The sequence below is a fragment of the Streptomyces naganishii JCM 4654 genome, from assembly GCF_014650575.1.
GTDB classification, from domain to species: domain Bacteria; phylum Actinomycetota; class Actinomycetes; order Streptomycetales; family Streptomycetaceae; genus Streptomyces; species Streptomyces naganishii.
The window spans coordinates 1-18,252 of sequence record NZ_BMVF01000012.1 but is presented as its reverse complement, the minus strand read 5'-3'; the positions used below and the strand labels follow the sequence as shown (position 1 = coordinate 18,252).

17 protein-coding genes and 2 tRNA genes are annotated in these 18,252 nt (G+C 71.7%); 4 read left to right on the top strand and 15 right to left on the bottom strand.

Annotated features, from left to right (window positions below; all coding sequences use genetic code 11):
* Positions 1-396: 396 nt before the first annotated feature.
* Both IE217_RS21820 and IE217_RS21815 read left to right on the top strand, forming a co-directional pair.
* Complete coding sequence (locus IE217_RS21820) at positions 397-1,659, top strand: ferric reductase-like transmembrane domain-containing protein (RefSeq protein WP_229865485.1); 1,263 nt, start codon at positions 397-399, stop codon at positions 1,657-1,659.
* A complete protein-coding gene (locus IE217_RS21815) occupies positions 1,656-3,269 on the top strand; it encodes an NADH-quinone oxidoreductase subunit NuoF family protein (protein WP_190179603.1) in 1,614 nt (537 codons plus the stop codon). Before IE217_RS21820 ends, IE217_RS21815 begins: the two co-directional genes overlap by 4 nt.
* A 137-nt stretch (positions 3,270-3,406) precedes the next feature.
* On the opposite strand, the gene IE217_RS21810 is transcribed toward IE217_RS21815, so the two are convergent.
* The 10 genes from IE217_RS21810 to IE217_RS21765 all read right to left on the bottom strand — a co-directional run bounded on the left by IE217_RS21810 (position 3,407) and on the right by IE217_RS21765 (position 8,743).
* Positions 3,407-3,479: transfer RNA gene (locus tag IE217_RS21810), tRNA-Ala, on the bottom strand.
* Positions 3,480-3,616: 137 nt separating this feature from the next.
* The gene (locus IE217_RS21805) at positions 3,617-3,850 is read right to left on the bottom strand and encodes a hypothetical protein (protein ID WP_006136074.1); all 234 of its coding nucleotides are present in this window, start codon (positions 3,848-3,850) and stop codon (positions 3,617-3,619) included.
* Positions 3,851-3,853: 3 nt separating this feature from the next.
* Positions 3,854-4,027: a hypothetical protein gene (locus IE217_RS21800; protein ID WP_190179602.1), complete on the bottom strand. Its 174-nt coding sequence runs from the start codon at positions 4,025-4,027 to the stop codon at positions 3,854-3,856.
* Between the two features lie 289 nt (positions 4,028-4,316).
* A tRNA-Ala gene (locus IE217_RS21795) sits at positions 4,317-4,389 on the bottom strand.
* A 136-nt stretch (positions 4,390-4,525) separates the two neighbouring features.
* The gene (locus tag IE217_RS21790) at positions 4,526-5,203 is read right to left on the bottom strand and encodes a histidine phosphatase family protein (protein ID WP_190179601.1); all 678 of its coding nucleotides are present in this window, start codon (positions 5,201-5,203) and stop codon (positions 4,526-4,528) included.
* Positions 5,194-5,640: a ribosome silencing factor gene (gene rsfS / locus IE217_RS21785; RefSeq protein WP_190179600.1), complete on the bottom strand. Its 447-nt coding sequence runs from the start codon at positions 5,638-5,640 to the stop codon at positions 5,194-5,196. Before rsfS ends, IE217_RS21790 begins: the two co-directional genes overlap by 10 nt.
* Positions 5,641-5,717: 77 nt before the next feature.
* Positions 5,718-7,496 carry an LCP family protein gene (locus IE217_RS21780; protein ID WP_190179599.1) on the bottom strand — a complete coding sequence of 593 codons (1,779 nt, stop codon included), beginning with the start codon at positions 7,494-7,496 and terminating at the stop codon, positions 5,718-5,720.
* 16 nt (positions 7,497-7,512) lie between these two features.
* The gene (gene nadD, locus IE217_RS21775) at positions 7,513-8,187 is read right to left on the bottom strand and encodes a nicotinate-nucleotide adenylyltransferase (RefSeq protein WP_190179598.1); all 675 of its coding nucleotides are present in this window, start codon (positions 8,185-8,187) and stop codon (positions 7,513-7,515) included.
* 79 nt (positions 8,188-8,266) lie between these two features.
* Positions 8,267-8,422, bottom strand: a complete 156-nt coding sequence (locus IE217_RS21770) for a hypothetical protein (protein ID WP_189702700.1) — start codon at positions 8,420-8,422, stop codon at positions 8,267-8,269.
* Between the two features lie 156 nt (positions 8,423-8,578).
* On the bottom strand, positions 8,579-8,743 hold the full coding sequence (locus IE217_RS21765) for a hypothetical protein (RefSeq protein WP_189702699.1): 165 nt from the start codon (positions 8,741-8,743) through the stop codon (positions 8,579-8,581).
* Positions 8,744-8,871: 128 nt separating this feature from the next.
* Between IE217_RS21765 and IE217_RS21760 the strand changes: the two genes are divergently transcribed.
* Positions 8,872-10,032 carry a M48 family metallopeptidase gene (locus IE217_RS21760; RefSeq protein ID WP_190179597.1) on the top strand — a complete coding sequence of 387 codons (1,161 nt, stop codon included), beginning with the start codon at positions 8,872-8,874 and terminating at the stop codon, positions 10,030-10,032.
* Between the two features lie 25 nt (positions 10,033-10,057).
* Here the strand turns inward: IE217_RS21760 and IE217_RS21755 are convergent, their stop codons facing one another.
* From IE217_RS21755 to proB, 5 genes are all read right to left on the bottom strand, one after another.
* Positions 10,058-11,128 carry an SCO2583 family membrane protein gene (locus tag IE217_RS21755; RefSeq protein WP_190179596.1) on the bottom strand — a complete coding sequence of 357 codons (1,071 nt, stop codon included), beginning with the start codon at positions 11,126-11,128 and terminating at the stop codon, positions 10,058-10,060.
* A gap of 135 nt (positions 11,129-11,263) precedes the next feature.
* Positions 11,264-11,836, bottom strand: a complete 573-nt coding sequence (locus tag IE217_RS21750) for an SCO2584 family spore wall biosynthesis protein (RefSeq protein ID WP_229865484.1) — start codon at positions 11,834-11,836, stop codon at positions 11,264-11,266.
* A 104-nt stretch (positions 11,837-11,940) separates the two neighbouring features.
* Complete coding sequence (locus IE217_RS21745) at positions 11,941-13,227, bottom strand: glutamate-5-semialdehyde dehydrogenase (protein WP_190179594.1); 1,287 nt, start codon at positions 13,225-13,227, stop codon at positions 11,941-11,943.
* Between the two features lie 89 nt (positions 13,228-13,316).
* Positions 13,317-13,745, bottom strand: coding sequence for a DUF8830 family protein (locus tag IE217_RS21740; protein WP_190179593.1), 429 nt, complete (start codon positions 13,743-13,745; stop codon positions 13,317-13,319).
* A 133-nt stretch (positions 13,746-13,878) separates the two neighbouring features.
* Positions 13,879-15,060, bottom strand: a complete 1,182-nt coding sequence (gene proB, locus IE217_RS21735) for a glutamate 5-kinase (protein WP_190179592.1) — start codon at positions 15,058-15,060, stop codon at positions 13,879-13,881.
* 622 nt (positions 15,061-15,682) lie between these two features.
* On the opposite strand from proB, the gene IE217_RS21730 reads away from it, so the two are divergent.
* A complete protein-coding gene (locus IE217_RS21730) occupies positions 15,683-17,995 on the top strand; it encodes a bifunctional glycosyltransferase/CDP-glycerol:glycerophosphate glycerophosphotransferase (protein ID WP_190179591.1) in 2,313 nt (770 codons plus the stop codon).
* Positions 17,996-18,252 lie beyond the last annotated feature (257 nt).

Sequence of the window (18,252 nt, the reverse complement as noted above, 5' to 3'; positions counted from 1 at the left end):
TCCGGAGGTCGGGACTGATCAGCGCGGCTCGCTAAGCAGAAGGCGTACGGCACGCATGGCGTCAGGGTACCGCAGCCGTCGAGTGCGCCGCGACGGACATCCGCGGCCGCCGGCGGAGCGTACGGCTCCGTTCCTGGAGCCCGGGAGCCGCTTGTGAAGGTTCGGAGAACTTGAACGAAGTTCAATGCTTACCCGGCGTAACGGGACGCCGCGGGACATCGCGCGCCCCGGGCCTCACTTTGATAACAACGCAATAACTCAAACGGGCTACTGCTCGGTTGGGAGCGACTTAGAGTTCGTTCTCGGGACCGCTTTCCCGAACCGCTCGGAGTCGCCCCCATGAACCCTCGTCGCAGTAACAGCTCGCTTCCCAAACCCGGCCGCTCGGCCTACGGGATGGCGTCCGCTGTCGTCCTGCTCCTCATACCCGTGGTCGTGCTGTTCGGCGGCGACTGGCTCCAGGCCTTCCTGAACTTCGGTGCAGGAGTGCTGTCGCTGGTCTCCCTGACCTGCTCGGTCATCTGGGGCCTGGTCGCCCAGGACCGGATCTTCCTCAACATCCGGCAGCGGATCGTGGCCCAGGGCATCCACCGGGTGACCGCCGTGGCCTCGATCGCCTTCCTGCTGGTGCACATCACGATCAAGCTGGCCGTGGGCCACACGGTCCTCATCGCCGCGATCATCCCCTTCAGCCTGGGCGTGAGCGGCAGCGCCGGCCTGATCGGCCTCGGGTCCCTGGCCGGACTGCTCATGATCTTCGTGGGCGTGACCGGCGCGCTGCGCAACCAGTTCGCCTCCCCGGCGCCGGTCGCCGCGCGCTGGCGCGCGATGCACATGCTGGCCTACCCCGCCTGGTGCGCCGCGCTGATCCACGGCCTGTTCGCCGGCCGACCGGCGAAGACGTTCTTCATGGTCTCCTACGAGCTGTGCCTGGTCGGCGTCATGGCCGCCCTGGCGCTGCGCGCCGCGCCGCGCCCGGTCAAGCGCAGGATCGCCGACCGGATCGTGTCGGTCCTCGGCTCGGGGGAGCGGCCCGAGCTGGACGACCTGGACGCGAGCCGGGCCCGTACGCCGGAGTCCGCGCTGCCGGGCTACGAGGGCACGCGCGCGTCCCAGGCCGGCCGCGCCGACACCACGGGGTCACTGCCCCGCATCCCGAGCCCGCCCTCGCCGTTCTACGACACCTCGGCGGCCGCCGCGGGCGCCGAGCCGGCCGCCGGGTTCGCGGCCGCCTACCGGGCCGTGTCGACGCCCCCGCGCGGACAGCAGCCCTACGCCGCCGACCAGACCGCGCGCATGGACCTGCCGCCCTTCGACGCGCAGGCCACGGCCGCGATGCCGCGCGTGGACGCCTCCGGCGGCCCCTCGGGCAGCTGGCCGATCCCGTCCCCGCCGCCGGTCGGCGAGGCTCCCCCGTCGGTCTACGACCCCCTGAACGACACGGGGTACACCATCCCGCCCTATAACAATTCCGGCACGAGCGGGTACGGCGGACGTGATGTGTACGACACCGGTGAGACGAACACGCTCTACGGCACGTACAACTCGAACGACACGTACAACACGAGCGGTCCCGCCAATGAATCACGCCCCGGTGCGCCCTTCGACGCGCCGGGTTCGGGCGAACCTTGGAACACGCCTTCCGGAGGCTATAGGTGAACGAGGCCCTGCCCGACGTCCCGGAAGTCCGCGTGGTCGGGCTTCCCCAGCTCACGTCGGGCTTCGACCTTGTCGAACGACTCGATCTGCCCATGCACCTGAAGGTGCACGGGCCGCTTGAACCGATGGGCGGGGAGCAGCTCGCGCAGCTCTCCGAGGCCATCAACCTGAAGGGCCGCGGCGGCGCGGGCTTCCCCTTCCACAGGAAGCTGCGCTCGGTCGCCGAATCGGCGATCAAGCGCGGCGTCCGGCCGGTGGTCGTCGTCAACGGAAGCGAGGACGAACCGGCCTGCCGCAAGGACACGGTGCTGATCAACCGTGCCCCGCACCTGATCCTGGACGGCGCGCTGCTGTGCGCCGAGGCCCTCGGTGCCCGCACGCTCGTGGTGGGGGTCACCCGGGAGTCCACCCAGCGCTCGATGGAGGCCGCGCTCGCCGAGCGCGGCCTGAGCAACAGCCGCAGGTCGGCGCTGCGCGCGAGCGTGCAGCGCAACCCGGTGCGGATGGTGACGGGAGCGGCGTCCTCGCTGATCCGCTCCATCGACGGCGGCCCGGCCATCCCGCCGGGCCGCAAGGTCAGCGCCTCGCAGAACGGCGTCGGCGGAGCCCCGACGCTGCTGTCCAACGCCGAGACGTTCGCCCAGCTGGCGATCGCCGCCCGGATCGGCCCGGAGCGCTACGGCAACACCGGTCTGTACGACGAGCCGGGCACCGTCATGCTGACGGTCTCCGGCGCCGTCGCCCGCCCGATGGTGATCGAGGTCCCCACGGGCGTGCCGCTGCGCTACGTCCTCCAGCTGGCCGGCGCCCCGCCGGTGCCGCAGGGCGTGCTCACCGGCGGCTACCACGGCAAGTGGATCGACGCGGCCACCGTCAACGAGGCGATCGTCTCCCGCAACTCCCTGGACGCGGTGGGCGGTTCGCTCGGCGCCGGAGCGATCCTGCCGATCAGTCAGGAGACCTGCCCGCTGGGCGAGTCGCTCCAGGTGGCGAGGTGGCTCGCGGAGGAGAGCGCGGGCCAGTGCGGCCCCTGCTACCTCGGCCTGCCGGCCGCCGCGCGCGGCATGGAGGACATCCTGAGCGGCGGCGGACCCGCCGCCCTGGAGGCGCTCAAGCAGGTCGCCAGGAACGTCAAGCGGCGCGGCGCGTGCTCGCACCCGGACGGCTCGGCGATGTTCCTGGAGTCGACCATCAAGGCGTTCACCGACGACCTGGCCGCCCATGTCCTCGGCAACGGCTGCGGACGGCCCGTGGAGGGCGTTCTGCCGCTCTTCGAGGGCGGCAGGGCCACGACGGGCATCCCGGGCGGCGCCGAGGCCGAGGAGACCGGTTCCAGCCGCCAGAAGATCTACGTCGACTGGACGCTGTGCCGGGGCCACGGGCTGTGCGCGGACATCCTCCCCGAGGTGTTCGAGCTGGGCGCCGACGGCTTCCCGACCGTCGCCCAGGCGCAGGTGCCGCGCTACGCGGAGGCCAAGGCCCTGCGGGCCGTGCGGCGCTGCCCGGCGCTGGCCCTGCGCATCGAGGAGGAGGCGCCGCGGGACAGGGGCGCGCAGCGCAACCTGCCGGTCCTCTCCCAGGGCCGCGGCCGCCGTGCCCTGGGCCGCTGAGGCACGCGCACGGCGGGCACCCCTTGGCCGGGTGACCCGCCGTTCCGCTTTCCGCACGCGTGTTCCGTGCCCGCGCTTTCGCCGGTACGCATACGTCGAGGGCGGTCATCCTTCCGGATGACCGCCCTCGACTTCTGTGGAGCTAAGGAGAATTGAACTCCTGACCTCCTGCATGCCATGCAGGCGCTCTACCAACTGAGCTATAGCCCCTTGTTGTGTTCCGCCCGGTTTCCCCGGCGGCGACGCCAACATTACAGGCCCCGGCGGCGCAGCACCAAATCGGTTTTCCCGGTGCCCGGTTTGTCCGGGATGCCGGGCGTATCCAGGGCGGGTCCGAGGTTTCGGAGCTAGGCGGTCACGAAGGAGTAGAACCGCTTGAGCGTGCAGTGCTCCTCCAGGAGCCGGCCGTAGATCGGCTCGCCCTCCAGTTCCCGGTACGTCTCGATGGGGTCGCCTTTTATGATCAGCGCCCGCGCGCACTCCTCGCACCAGTACTGGTAGTCGGGGTTGATCGGCTCCATGTCGCGGACGATCGGCGTACCGCTGCCGCACCAGTCGCACTTTCGCCTGTGTGCACCCATCGATCAGCTCCAGCTGTGGCCGCAGGCCGTGCACACGTAAGAGATCCCGCCGTTGTCGCCGAGGACTTGGGCCACGTGGAGGGAACCGCAGGAAGGGCAGACGAGGCGGGTGACCGTGTCCCGTGCCAACACCGCGCCGAGGAGGTGACCGCCCTCCTCGAGGATGCTCGAAGGCATCGCTACTCCCTCCCGTCGGGCCGCCGCCCCCTTCCGGCCGTTTGATTCTGCCACGGCCGGGCCAATACGGTCAGCGACGCCTCGGTACCAGTCCGGCCACGGCACCCGCCGCGACCGCCCCGGCCGGCGCGTACGCGCACGCCGAGAGCGCCTTCGCAGAGGTATACGCCCGCGGAGCCCAACTGACTCAAGCCCGGGACGGAAACCGGGAAACGCAGAAGATCCCGCCCCCCGGAAGGGACGGGATCCTCATCACCGATCATTGGCGACTCGACCGAGTGCCGATCAGTGGAGCTAAGGAGAATTGAACTCCTGACCTCCTGCATGCCATGCAGGCGCTCTACCAACTGAGCTATAGCCCCTTGCGTTCTCTCCCGCCCGGCGGGGCGAACAAGAAGAACTTTAGCCTGCGACCTGCCGGAAAGTGAAATCCGGTCCCCGGGTCCCCGGGGCCCGGCGAGGACCCCGGGGCCGGCCGGCGCCCGGGCCGGCTTGCGGTCAGTCGTCGTCGCCGAGCACCGGCTCCGGCAGGGTGCCGGCGTTGTGCTCCAGCAGGCGCCAGCCGCGCAGGCCCTCGCCGAGGACCGACCAGCAGCAGTTGGACAGGCCGCCCAGGCTCTCCCAGTGGCGGGCCTCGAGGCCCAGCAGACGGCCGATGGTGGTGCGGATGGTCCCGCCGTGGCTGACCACCACGAGGGTGCCGTCCTCGGGCAGCTTCTCCACGTGCCGCAGCACCACCGGGGCGGCACGGTCGGCGACCTCGGTCTCCAGCTCGCCGCCGCCCCGGCGCACCGGCTCACCGCGCTTCCACGCCGCGTACTCCTCGCCGTACCGGGCGATGATCTCCTCGTGCGTCAGGCCCTGCCAGACGCCCGCGTAGGTCTCGCGCAGGCCCTCGTCCTGGGTGACGTCGAGTCCGGTGAGGGCGGCGAGCTCGCCGGCCGTGCGGGCGGCCCGCCTGAGGTCGGAGGAGACGATCGCGTCCGGCCCGAGGGAGGCCAGCAGCCGGGCGGCGCGGCGGGCCTGGCCGACGCCGGTCTCGGTGAGCTCCACGTCCGTGGAGCCCTGGAAGCGCCGCTCGACGTTCCAGGAGGTCTGGCCGTGCCGCCACAGGATGATGCGGCGGCCCCGGCCCGCGGCCCGGCCGGCCCCCGCGCCGGCGCCGCTCACCGCCACTCACCACCCGGCTGCGCCGACTCCTCGGCGGCCTGCAGCTTGGCGTGCTCCTCGGCCTTGCCCCGGGTGGCCTTGGCGTCCTCGGGCAGCTCCAGCTCGGGGCAGTCCTTCCACAGCCGCTCCAGGGCGTAGAAGACGCGCTCCTCGCTGTGCTGGACGTGGACGACGATGTCGACGTAGTCCAGCAGGACCCAGCGGGCCTCGCGGTCGCCCTCGCGGCGCACCGGCTTGACTCCGAGCTCCTTGAGCAGCCGCTCCTCGATCTCGTCGACGATGGACTTGACCTGGCGGTCGTTGGGGGCGGACGCCAGCAGGAAGGCGTCCGTGATCGACAGGACGTCGCTCACGTCGTAGGCGATGATGTCGTGCGCGAGCTTGTCGGCGGCCGCCTGCGCGGCGGTGTTGATGAGCTCGAGGGATCGGTCGGTCGCGGTCACTGCAGGGCTTTCCGTCGGCGGTCACTTGACACCAAGGGTCTCACGGACCGCCGACGGCACCCCACGTGATTACGGGATCACTGCCCTGACGTGGCCTTGTAGTCCCGTCCCAGGACGACCGAGACGTCGGCGTTGGACGTCACCGTGCCCTTGGTCACACTGCCGGCGGGCAGTCCGAGGGTCTTGGCGACCTCGGTGGCGTTCTGCTTGTCCTTGGCGTCGGCGTAGATCACCTGGGACGTGGAGCGCGCGGCAGGGGCCGTGCCGGCCTCCAGGAAGCTGAAGCCGCCGTTGAGCAGGACCACGCGGGCCTTCTCGGTGTCGTCCTTGACACCCGAGGCGTTCTGCACGGAGACGCGCACGGCGGAGCCCTGGTCGGGGCTCTTGGCGGTGCCGCCCAGGATGTCCTTGACCACGCTGGCGCTGGTCCGCGCGCTCAGCGTGCCGTCGCTCTGCACGGGCAGCAGCGCCGTCCTGTAGTCGCCGCCCTTGGCGAGGTCGGCGAGCTTGGCCAGGAAGGCGCCGAGGTCGCTGTCGGTGAGCGAGGGGTCGAGGATCTGCGCGAGGGTCTGCACGGTGACCGTGGCGGCCTGCGGATCGCTGGAGATCTTGCGCAGCACGCCCTGCATCACCTGGCCGAACCGCTCCAGCTGGGCGTTCTGGGCCTCGCCCGGGGCGCGGTAGGTGGCGTAGGCGACGGCCATCTTGCCGCTGAGCGTCTGGTCCTTGCCCTGGTGCACCAGGACCGCGGCGCCCTTCTTCTTGTCCGGGTCGGGGACGTCCGCGTTGGTGTCGAGGTCGATGTTGCCGACCAGGTCGACGAGGTTCTGGAGGTAGGGGGTGTCCAGCCGCCAGGTGCCCTGGATGCTGGTGCCCAGGACGGTGTCGAGCTGGTCGCGGGTCCCGGAGGAGCCGTCGTCGCCGACCGACTTGGCCAGCGTGGTCGTGGTGCCGTCGTCGGCCGTCAGGGCCAGGGAGTTGGGCAGCAGGACGGTGGTGCCCTGCTTGGTGGTGGTGTTGTCCACGAGCAGCGCCGTGGAGGTGCCGCCCTTGGCGGTGTTGTGCAGGTGGACGACGATCACGTCGCGCTTCTGGGCGCTCGCGGGGACGGCGGTGTCCGTCCGGCTGCCCGGGGAGGACAGGCCGGGCAGCTTCCCGGCGTACCAGAGGTAGCCGACGCCGCCGGCCGCGACCAGCGCCAGCACGACGGCCAGGGCGATGATCCGGCTGCGGGCGCGGCGCTTGGCCTCCTCGCGGCGCTCGGTGCGGTTCTCGGTGAACTTCAGCCAGTCGATGACGTCCTCGGAGTCGTCGGTCGGCTCCTCCACGAAGGCGAACTGGCCGGTGTGGTACTCCCGTTCACCGTCGTCCGCCCCTTCCGCCTCCTGCTCGGCCCGGCCGGCGCCGGCCGGGTCCGCCTGCTCCGGTCCTGCCTGCTGCGGGATGTAGGCGGTCTGCTCGGCGAGCCGGGGCTGCTGCCCGCCGGCCCGCGTCTGCCGGCCACCGCCCGTGTCCGTGCCGTAGGGGTCGTACGGCGCCGCCGTCGCGCCGGTGCCGGGCGCGCCGCTGCCGTAGGCGTCGTACGCGCCGGTGGTGCCGTAGGGGTCGTAGGAGGGGGCGGCGGGCTGCTGGCCGGTGTCGTAACCGCCGTAGGACTGCGTCTGCCCGCCCTGTGCGCCCTGCGGGCCGGTCGCGTACGGGTCGTAGCCGTAGCCCTGCTGCCGCCCGTACGCGTCGTACGTCTGCTGCGGGGTCTGCTGGGCAGGGATCTGCCGGTAGACGGGGCGGCCGTACTCGTCGTAGCCGACGAGCTCGTACTCCTCGCTCCCGTATCCAGCGTCGTATCGGTCGTTCACCGGTGCCCCTCTCGGCTCACTCGCCGCGGTACAGCTCGCGCTTGTCGATGTAGCGCACGACCCCGTCCGGCACCATGTACCAGATGGGGTCCCCCTTGGCGACTCTCGCACGGCAGTCCGTGGAGGAGATGGCGAGGGCGGGGACCTCCACAAGGGATACACCGCCCTCGGGGAGGCCGGCGTCGCTGAGGTGGTGGCCGGGCCGGGTCACGCCGATGAAGTGCGCGAGGGAGAACAGTTCCTCGGAGTCCCGCCAGGTGAGGATCTGGCCGAGGGCGTCGGCGCCGGTGATGAAGAACAGGTCGGTGTCCGGGTTGAGCGCGCGCAGGTCGCGCAGGGTGTCCACGGTGTAGGTGGGGCCGCCGCGGTCGATGTCGATGCGGCTGACGGAGAACTGCGGGTTCTCGGCGGTCGCGATGACCGTCATCAGGTAGCGGTCCTCGGCCGGGGAGACGTGCCGGTGGCTCTTCTGCCAGGGCTGGCCGGTGGGGACGAAGACGACCTCGTCCAGGTCGAACTGCGCGGCGACCTCGCTGGCGGCCACCAGGTGCCCGTGGTGGATCGGGTCGAACGTTCCGCCCATGACGCCGAGGCGGCGCCTGCCCGGCGCCGAGGGGGCCTGGCCGGGGCCGGCCGCGGAGTGGTTCACCGTGTCGCTCGCCGGACCGGTAGGCATGTCCTGCTCTCCCATGCGTGCAGACCCTACCGGCCCGGCCCATGAGCTTTGGCCGACGCATCCCGGGCAGTGCCGGGGCGGGCCGCGGCGGGGCTCAGCGGTCGCGGTTGAAGCGGGTGGTGATCCACAGCAGGATCAGCAGGATGGCGAGCGCGCAGCCGCCGGTGACCGCGGGGTTGAGGCTTTCGTGGTTGCCGCCCTCCGCCTCGGCGAGGTTGACCAACTGGGCAGCGGCGCTGTGGATGCTCATCTTCGGCAGAACCTATCCGGTATGTGGGCGGGATAAGACGTCGGCCCATCGTAAGCGGCGGGCTGTTCGCCCCTCACGCCGACTCCACCATTGGGGAACCGCTGGCGAACCAACGGGGAGCCGCTGGGAGGGAACGCCGGGAACCTTCCGGGACGCTCAGTCGTCGTTCCGCTTGTAGCCGCGCAGCAGGAACCAGCCGGTGAGCACGCAGCCCAGGATCATGACGACCAGGACGACGCGCAGCAGGTCGCCCGAGCCCTGGTGGCGGGCGGCGGCGCTCGCGGCCTCGGTCAGCCGGGCGGCTGCGGAATAGTGCTCCATGGCGTGGACTCCTTCGCTGTACTGCCCGTCCACGGTAACTCCGCCTAGGGTGGGGGCTGCTTCGGGGGCACTGGGCGAGACAGGACGTACGCCGCGGGCGTACGACACACACGTGCATGGGGGACCACATGTCCGACGACGGCCGTGAGCACAACGGGCACGAGCGGGTGCCGAGCCGGCAGCGCAGGCGCTTCCCGGGGATCTCCTCGCGGGCCTACGAGCACCCGGCGGACCGGTCCGCGCTGGTGGCCCTGCGCAAGCTGACCGGGTTCGACACGGTGTTCAAGGCCCTCAGCGGGCTGCTGCCCGAGCGCAGTCTCAGGCTGCTGTTCCTGTCCGACTCGGTGCGCGTCTCGGACCAGCAGTTCGCGCACCTCAACGACATGCTGCGGGACGCCTGCTACATCCTGGACCTGGAGAAGGTCCCGCCGATGTACGTGAACCAGGACCCGCAGCCCAACGCGATGTGCATCGGCCTGGACGAGCCGATCATCGTCGTCACCACCGGTCTGGTCGAGCTGCTCGACGAGGAGGAGATGCGGGCGGTCGTCGGCCACGAGGTGGGCCACGCGCTGTCCGGCCACGCGGTGTACCGCACGATCCTGCTGTTCCTGACCACGCTCGCCGTCCGGGTGGCGTGGATACCGCTGGGCAATCTGGCGATCATGGCGATCGTCACGGCGCTGCGGGAGTGGTTCCGCAAGTCGGAGCTGTCGGCGGACCGTGCCGGTCTGCTGGCGGGCCAGGACCTCAAGGCGTCCATGCGGGGCCTGATGAAGCTGGCGGGCGGCAACCACCTGCACGAGATGAACGTCGACGCCTTCCTGGAGCAGGCCGACGAGTACGAGGCGGGGGGCGACCTGCGCGACTCCGTGCTGAAGATCCTCAACGTGCTGCCGCGCACCCACCCCTTCGCCACCGTGCGGGCGGCCGAGCTGAAGAAGTGGGCCGCCTCGCGGGACTACCAGCGGCTGATGGACGGGCACTACCCGCGCCGGGAGGAGGACAAGGACGCCTCGGTGGGCGACTCCTTCCGCGAGTCGGCGGCGCACTACGCCAACCACGTCAAGACCTCGAAGGACCCGCTGATGAAGCTGGTCAGCGACCTGGCGGGCGGAGCGGGCGACCTCGGCGGCCGGGTCCGCCGGGGCTTCAACGGCTTCGCTTCCCCGCCCCCGCCGAAGGACGGCCCCACGAGGAGCACCTCCACCGAGGACTCCTCGCCGAAGGACTCCTCCCCCGAGGACCGGCCCCCGACGGACACCCCTCCGGCCGACGGGACCGACTGAGCGCGAGCGGGGCCCCGACCCGGGCTCAGACGCTCGGCTGGGCGCCGGCGGCCAGGGTGCCGCACAGGGCCGTCGCGCTGCCGGTGGCGTAGGGGTCGGTGGCCGGGGGGCCGCCCGCGCGGGCGGTCTGGCCGGCCAGGAGGGGGCGGAAGCGGCTCGCGGAGTCGTCGGCACAGGACAGGGGGCCGGCCTCGGCGTAGGAGGCGGCGAGCTGGACCTGGTGCAGCCGCAGGTCGTCCTGGCTGAAGCGGAACCGCAGTTCGCGGCGGACGGTGAACAGCGAGGCGCGGGCCCCGGCGGCGGAGCCGGCCGGTTTGAGGGCGTAGACGAAGGTGTGGTCCGCGCTGACCTCGAGGGTCGCGGGGTCGGTCTCGGCGGCCTGGAGGCTGCCCCGCACCCGGATCGCGCGGTCGGCCAACTGGGCGCGGGCCGCGTCGAAGCGCACCAGCCACCCGGTGGGCGTGTGCCGGCCGTCGGCGGCGGGGTGCCCGATGCTCTGGTCGAACTGGTCGAGCTGACCGGCGTCCACCAGCGCGCGCACGGGGTTCACCTGGCCGCCGGTGAGCACCTCCGGGTAGAGCGAGGAGGCGACGATGTAGTCCTTGGCGGCGGTCAGCGCGGCGACGACCTCGCTCTCGGAGAAGTGCGCGGTGCGCCGGACGGCGGGCAGTGGTATCCCCTCGGCGCCGACGTCGTAGTGGGCGGCGGGGCTGTGCGCGTAGAGGTACGCGGTGCCGGCGGCTCCGGGGACCTTGCCCGTGGGGACGAGGGGGACGACGGTCGCCCTGAGCGGTTCGACGGGCGGCTGGGCCTCGGGGGCCCGGTAGGGGTTGCGTACGCCCATGTAGACGGCGGTGCCGAAGGCGAGGGCGATCAGCATCACGAGGATGAGCGCCTGCCGGGACAGGCCCCGGTGCAGCGGCGGTCTGCGCCGCACGGCGGGGGTGTGGTCGGTCATCCGCTCGTGCGCGGAGTACTCCTGGAGCCGGGCAGCGCGGACGAACGACTCGTCGAAGACGACGGATCGGTATTCGTCCTCCGCACCTCCGGGAACGCCCTCGGGGGTCCCTTCAGGTGGGTCTCCAGGCCCTCCCATATCTTCAGGGTAGGTCTCGCGAAGCGCCGGTAAACGCCCGGCCGTACGCCAACTTCTGACAGGTTCTCACCAGTTCGGCCACCCCTTCCGAGGCCCGCCCGGCCGCTCCCCGCGCGCCCGCCCGGCCGCCGTCCGTCAGGGCGTGCGCGGGGCCGCCGGAACCGGCGGGTGGGAGTAGTCGGCGGACGCGGAGGGGGCCGCGGCGCTGCCCTGCTCCAGTCCGGTCGAGGCGGGCGGCGGCACCTGGTCGCGGCTGCCCGAGGACCCGCCCCGGTAGACCGCCGCGAAGGCCAGCGCGACCATGCCGACGCCCATCACGAGGGCGAGCACCCAGGCCACGGGCCGGTGCCAGCGCACCTGCTTGCCGAAGGTGCCGAAGACGCCGTGGCGGCCGTCGGGGACCTCGGGGTCGTCCAGGTCGTCGTACTCGTCGCCGGGACCGAAGCCCGGGCCGTCGGGGCCGTACCCCTCGTCGTAGCGGTCGCCTCTGGTGCGGGCGCGGCGGGCCTCGGCCTCGGAGGCCTCGGCTCTGGCCTGCGCGGCGGCCAGGAGGCGCTCGACGGCGGTCGGCTCGTGGATCACGGCCGCCCGTACGAAGGCCTCGTCGAAGACCACGGAGGCGAACTCTTCGTCCGACACCCCGCGGTCGTGGTCGTCGTCGGGCTCCCAGCCGTCAGGGAACGGCGTGCCCCCCACGTCCTCCGGCACGGGTCCAGAGTAGACCTGGGGGGTCAATTTGGGCAGACGGTATGGAAATTCATCCGCCTGGTGAGACGGCCGTTTCGGCCACCTGCCCGCCGTGCCCGGCCGGCTCAGCGGCGGATGTGGCCGTCGCCGGTGAGGATGTACTTGGTGCTGGTCAGCTCGGGCAGGCCCATGGGTCCGCGGGCGTGCAGCTTCTGCGTGGAGATGCCGATCTCCGCGCCGAAGCCGAACTGGCCGCCGTCCGTGAAGCGGGTGGAGGCGTTGACGGCCACCGTGGTGGAGTCGACCAGCTGGGTGAAACGGCGGGCGGCCTGCTGCGAGGTGGTGACGATCGCCTCGGTGTGGCCCGAGCTCCACAGCCGGATGTGCGCGACGGCCTTGTCCAGGGAGTCGACGACGGCCGCGGCGATGTCGTAGGAGAGGTACTCGGTGTCCCAGTCCTCCGGGGTGGCCTCGACGACGGTGGCCTTGGAGCCCTTGGCGAAGGCCATGACCCGCTCGTCGGCGTGCACGGTCACCCCGGCCTCGGCGAGCGCGTCCAGGGCGCGCGGCAGGAAGTCGGCGGCGATGTCCTGGTGGACCAGGAGCGTCTCGGCGGCGTTGCACACGCTGGGCCGCTGCGCCTTGGAGTTGACCAGGATGGCGACGGCCATGTCGAGGTCGGCCTCGGCGTCGACGTAGACGTGGCAGTTGCCGGTGCCGGTCTCGATGACCGGGACGGTCGACTCGTTGACCACGGTGCGGATGAGGGAGGCGCCGCCGCGCGGGATCAGCACGTCGACCAGGCCGCGGGCGCGCATCAGCTCGCGCACGCTGTCGCGGCTCTCGCCGGGCACCAGCTGGACGGCGTCGGCGGGCAGCCCGGCCCCGCCGACCGCGTCGCGGATGACGCGGACCAGGGCGGTGTTGGACTCGTAGGCGGAGGCCGAGCCGCGCAGCAGGACCGCGTTGCCCGACTTCAGGCAGAGGGCGGCGGCGTCCACGGTGACGTTGGGGCGGGCCTCGTAGATGATCCCGACCACGCCGAGGGGGACGCGGACCTGGCGCAGGTCGAGGCCGTTGGGCAGCGTGCTGCCGCGCACCACCTCGCCGACCGGGTCGGGCAGCGCCACCACGTCGCGCACGTCGGAGGCGATCGCGCGGACCCGCTCCGGGGTGAGCGTGAGCCGGTCGACGATGGCCTCGCTGGTGCCGGCCTCGCGGGCCTTGGCGACGTCCTTGGCGTTGGCCTCGACGATCTCGCCGGTGCGCACCTCGAGGGCGTCCGCGACGGCCAGCAGCGCGTCGTCCTTCTCGACGCGCGGCAGCGGCGCGAGGTCGGCGGCGGCGGCCTTGGCGCGGTAGGCGGCCCGGGCGACCGGGGACATCGAGTCGTACGGCGAGAGCGTGGTCATGGGGGAAGGGTAGTGCGCCGTACGGGCCCGTCCGGGGCGTGTTCCACACCGCGAGACGGGACGAAGTCGCACAGAAGGGGCGGACGCGGTCAGAAGGGGTGGACACCGACCGGTGTGGCGGGCGGCGGGCCGTAGCCCTCGGCGAGGCGCTGGTGGTAGGTCGCGCGGTCGATGACCTCCAGGCCGACGATCTCCCACGGCGGCAGCTTGGCGCTCTGCCGGTGCTCGCCCCACAGCCGCAGCGCGACGGCGGCCGCGTCGTGCAGGTCGCGGGCCTCCTCCCAGTACCGGATCTCCGCGTGGTCGTCGGCGTAGCGGCTGGTCAGCAGGAAGGGGTGGTCGTGGGCGAGCTGTTCGAGGCCGCGCCGCACCTCGCCCAGCGGGGCCCGCGCCCCGGAGACGCTCAGCGTGATGTGCCAGAGCCGGGGCAGGTCCTTCGGCTCCTCGTAGCCGTCTCCGGCCGCGACACTCGTCAGGCCACCGCGGGACGCCGCCGCCCCGGGGCGTACTCGTCTCACGACGGCCTCCTTCTCCCAGTGGTCGCGCGCCCATGTCCCTGAGTCAAAGTGGAGCAGGCCGCACGGCTCCGTGGGGCGGTTTTGCGGAACGTCCCCCACCTTCACGGCACGGGCGGACGGACGTTTCGGCCCATTACGGCTCCAGGATCACCAGGTCGTCCCTGTGTACGACCTCGCGTTCGTACGCCGGTCCCAGTTCGCGGGCGAGCTCGCGGGTGGAGCGGCCGATCAGCCGGGGGATCTCCTTGGCGTCGAAGTTGACGAGCCCGCGCGCCACGGCGCGGCCGGTCACGTCGCGCAGTTCGACCGGGTCGCCCGCGGTGAACTCGCCCTCGACGGCCGCGATCCCGGCCGGCAGCAGCGACTTGCGGCGGTCGACGACCGCGCGCACGGCCCCGTCGTCGAGGGTGAGCGAGCCCTGCGGCGCGGAGGCGTGCTGGAGCCACAGCAGCCGGTCGGCGGAGCGCTTGCCGGTGGGGTGGAAGTAGGTGCCGGTGTCGGCGCCGGACAGCGCGTCGGCCGCGTGCACCGCGCTGGTGAGGACGACGGGGATGCCGGCGGCGGCCGCGATCCGGGCCGCCTCCACCTTGGTGACCATGCCGCCGGTGCCGACGCCGGCCTTGCCCGCGCTGCCGATGTCGACGTGCGCCAGGTCCCCGGGGCCGCGGACCTCAGCTATCCGGGAGGTGCCGGGCCGGCTCGGGTCGCCGTCGTAGACGCCGTCCACGTCGGACAGGAGCACCAGCAGGTCGGCGCGGACGAGGTGGGCGACGAGGGCGGCGAGGCGGTCGTTGTCGCCGAAGCGGATCTCGTCGGTGGCGACGGTGTCGTTCTCGTTGACGATGGGGAGGGCGCCCATCGCGAGCAGTTTGTCGAGGGTGCGGGAGGCGTTGCGGTGGTGGGCGCGGCGGCTGGTGTCGTCCCCGGTCAGCAGGATCTGGCCGACGCGGACGCCGTAGCGGGCGAAGGAGGCGGTGTAGCGGGCCACGAGCAGTCCCTGGCCGACGCTCGCGGCGGCCTGCTGGCGGGCCAGGTCCTTGGGGCGGCGGCGCAGGCCGAGCGGGGCCAGCCCGGCGGCGATGGCGCCGGAGGAGACGAGCACGACCTCGCGCTCTCCCCCGCCCGCCCGTCTCCCGCCACTGCCCTCGGCGGAGGCACTGCGGGCCGCCCCCGCCTCCCGGCTCTTGGCCAGTACGTCCACGAGCGCGTCCACGCGGTCGGCGTCCAGGCCGCCCGCCGCGGTGGTCAGCGAGGAGGAACCCACCTTGACGACGATCCTGCGGGCCTCGCGCACGGCCTGCCTTGCCCCTGCCACCTTGCTGTCCGTCCCCTCTGCGTAGGTTCGCTGCCCGGCGACGAATCTACGCGAAGACGTTCACCGCACGCCCGCCCGTCCGACCGGCGGGACGGCCTGCCGGAGCCGGACGCGGGGCGAGAGGAATTCCGGAATGCATTCGCGGCGGAAATGAAGCGTGATCATGCCACGCATTTGTTTCGGCGATTTACCGGCGGATTACCCGTTCGCGAACTTGAGCATTCCCGGCGGCCGCCGCCGCGGGGCCGCCCGGCAGCCGGCGGACCCACGCGCCGGAGCAGCCGCCACGGGCGTCCGGGGAGCGGCGGACCGCCCGGCCGACTGCAACACCTGCGTCACGGTTAAGAACCGGGCAAGAACGTCAGAATCGGACGAAGCAGCCTCGCCGCCGGATCACGGATCACCGGCCGAGTTCCCGAAGGGGCGTCTGCCCAGCACCGTTTACGGAGAGCAGCCGGGCAAGTCGGTGCAGTGGGCAACGACTCGACCCGGTTACGGCACGAACACGTGCGCTACGCTTACCCAAACGTTAACCTGCACTCCTTGTGCCTCTCGCGTCCCGCTCCGGCCCGCCGCCGCGGGACGCGGTCGAGTCTTGCCACCCAGTCCAGGAGCCCCAAGCATGCCCGTCGCGAATGGAAGCGCTTCGCCGAAAATCAGCGTTGTGGTCCCCGTATTCAAAGTCCAGGGTTATCTGCGCGCGTGCTTGGATTCCATCCTGTCCCAGTCGTACGGCGACTTCGAGATCGTGGCCGTCGACGACTGCTCGCCCGACGCCTGCGGCCGCATCCTCGACGAGTACGCCGCCCAGGACAGCCGCGTCATACCCCTGCACTTGGAGGAGAACCAGGGCATAGGCAAGGCGCGCGACGCCGGCGCGCTGAAGTCCCGCGGTGAGTACATCCTCTTCCTGGACAGCGACGACACCCTCGCCGAGGGCGCGCTCCAGGCGATCGCCGACCGCCTCCAGGCCACGGGCGACCCGGACATCCTGCTCCTCAACCACGTCCGCACGTACTGGAACAACCGCGTCCAGGCGAGCGCGGCCGGCGAGATGCTCGCCGCGGCCGGCACGGACGTCTTCACGGCGCTGGAGCGCCCCGAGTACCTCAACATGTTCGCCGTGGTGTGGAACCGCGCCTACCGCCGCGCGTTCTACGTCGACGAGCACAACTTCACCTTCACCGACGGCATCTACGAGGATGCCCTCATGGTCTACAAGACCATGCTGACCGCCGAGCGCATCGCCGCCACCGACCACGTCTGCGTCGAGTACCGCCAGCGCCGCCAGGGCAACTCCATGCGCACCCCCGGGCGCAAGCACTTCGGCATCTTCCAGCAGTACGCACGCCTGTTCGACTTCCTCGACGAGCGTCCCCACCTCGAGCCGGTCCGCGCGCTGCTGTTCGAGCGCATGGCCAGCCACTTCCTGTTCACGCTGGCCCGCGAGGACCGCATCGTCCCCAAGGACCGGGCCGAGTTCTTCAAGCTGTCGGCCGCGCAGTACAAGCGGCTCAAGCCGCGCAACTTCGTCGTCCCCGAGGGCTCCCAGGGCATCCGCTTCCAGCTCCTCGACCGCGGCTCCTACACCGCCTACGCGGCGGTGACGTACGCCACCAGCACCCGCCGCGATGTGATCCAGCGGGCCAGGAAGGCCAAGACCAAGCTCGGCAAGACGGCCTACAACCGGCTCTACCGGCTGCACCTGCGCCGCCCGGTCGACGAGAACCTCGCGGTCTACGCCGCCTACTGGAACCGCGGCGTGGCCTGCAACCCCGCGGCCATCTACCACAAGGCGAAGGAACTCGCGCCGAACGTGCACGGCGTGTGGGTCGTCAAGCGCGACGCGGTGGACACCGTCCCCGCGGGTGTGGACTACGTCGTGGCGAACTCCCCTCGCTACTGGGAGGTCATGGCCCGCGCCAAGTACCTCGTCAACAACGTCAACTTCCCGAACGACTTCGTGAAGCGCCCGGAGCAGGTGCACCTCCAGACCCACCACGGCACTCCACTCAAGCAGATGGGAATCGACCAGCAGAGGTTCCCCGCGGCCGCGAAAAACATGAGTTTCGGCAAGATGCTGGAGCGCGCCGACAAGTGGGACCTGAGCCTCACCTCCAACCAGCACTCCACGGAGATCTGGGAGCGGGTCTACCCCTGCGCCTTCGAGGCGGTCGAGTACGGCTACCCGCGCAACGACGTCTACTTCAAGGCCACCGCCGAGGACGTCCTGCGCATCCGCGGCGAGCTGGGCATCGAGGAGGGCAAGACCGCCGTCCTGTACTGCCCCACGGTGCGCGACTACCAGAAGGGCTACGTGCCCCGGATCGACCTGGAGCGCTTCTGCCGTGAACTCGGCCCGGACTACGTCGTCCTGGTCCGCACCCACTACTTCTACGGCGGCGACCCCGAGCTGGAGGCGCTCCAGGAGCGCGGCCTGATCAAGGACGTGTCGCGCTACCCGGTGGTGGAGGACCTGTGCCTCGCCGCCGACGCGCTGATCACGGACTACTCGTCGATCATGTTCGACTACGCCTGCCTGGACCGCCCGATCGTCACCTACGCGGACGACTGGGAGGTCTACAGCCGGGCCCGCGGCGTGTACTTCGACATCCTCTCCGGGCAGCCGGGCGAGACCCCGGGCGCGACCGCGACCAGCGAGGACGAGCTCATCGAGGTGTTCCGTTCCGGCGCCTGGAACAGCGGCCGCGCGGCCGAGCTGCGGGCCGCCTTCCGGGAGCGGTTCGTGCAGTTCGACGACGGCCACGCCGCCGAGCGCGTGGTGCGCCGGCTGTTCCTCGGACAGGAGCCGAGCCCCGCGGTGGTGCCGCTGGACGAGCGCACCCCGGCGCCGGCCCCGTCCGCGCTCAAGGCCCGCATCGTGCGGCAGCGCACCGGCGAGAGCGAGAATGAGCGCGGCCTGATCCAGGCCTGACCAGGTCTGGATCAGGCCTGACTGGGCCTGGGCCGGCCTGGGCCGGCCTTCCGTCCGGGCTCGTCCTCCGTCCGACCCCGTCCTTCGTCCGAGCGGCAGCGGACCGGTGCGCCGGTCCGCTGCCGCTCCGTCCCCAACGACGTCCCGTAGGAAGATCCACGCACACCATGGCCAAGCGACTCACCAAGGCTGTCATCCCCGCGGCCGGTCTCGGTACCCGGTTCCTGCCGGCCACGAAGGCCACGCCCAAGGAGATG

Bases quoted from the DNA above. Each gene is read 5' to 3' on its own strand.
- IE217_RS21745 (WP_190179594.1), bottom strand. From the start codon at position 13,227: ATGACCACGCTCTCGCCGTACGACTCGATGTCCCCGGTCGCCCGGGCC.
- IE217_RS21770 (WP_189702700.1), bottom strand. From the start codon at position 8,422: ATGAGCATCCACAGCGCCGCTGCCCAGTTGGTCAACCTCGCCGAGGCG.
- IE217_RS21765 (WP_189702699.1), bottom strand. From the start codon at position 8,743: ATGGAGCACTATTCCGCAGCCGCCCGGCTGACCGAGGCCGCGAGCGCC.
- IE217_RS21730 (WP_190179591.1), top strand. From the start codon at position 15,683: ATGCCCGTCGCGAATGGAAGCGCTTCGCCGAAAATCAGCGTTGTGGTC.
- IE217_RS21760 (WP_190179597.1), top strand. From the start codon at position 8,872: ATGTCCGACGACGGCCGTGAGCACAACGGGCACGAGCGGGTGCCGAGC.
- IE217_RS21800 (WP_190179602.1), bottom strand. From the start codon at position 4,027: ATGCCTTCGAGCATCCTCGAGGAGGGCGGTCACCTCCTCGGCGCGGTG.
- IE217_RS21805 (WP_006136074.1), bottom strand. From the start codon at position 3,850: ATGGGTGCACACAGGCGAAAGTGCGACTGGTGCGGCAGCGGTACGCCG.
- IE217_RS21820 (WP_229865485.1), top strand. From the start codon at position 397: ATGGCGTCCGCTGTCGTCCTGCTCCTCATACCCGTGGTCGTGCTGTTC.
- nadD (WP_190179598.1), bottom strand. From the start codon at position 8,187: ATGGGAGAGCAGGACATGCCTACCGGTCCGGCGAGCGACACGGTGAAC.
- IE217_RS21755 (WP_190179596.1), bottom strand. From the start codon at position 11,128: ATGGGAGGGCCTGGAGACCCACCTGAAGGGACCCCCGAGGGCGTTCCC.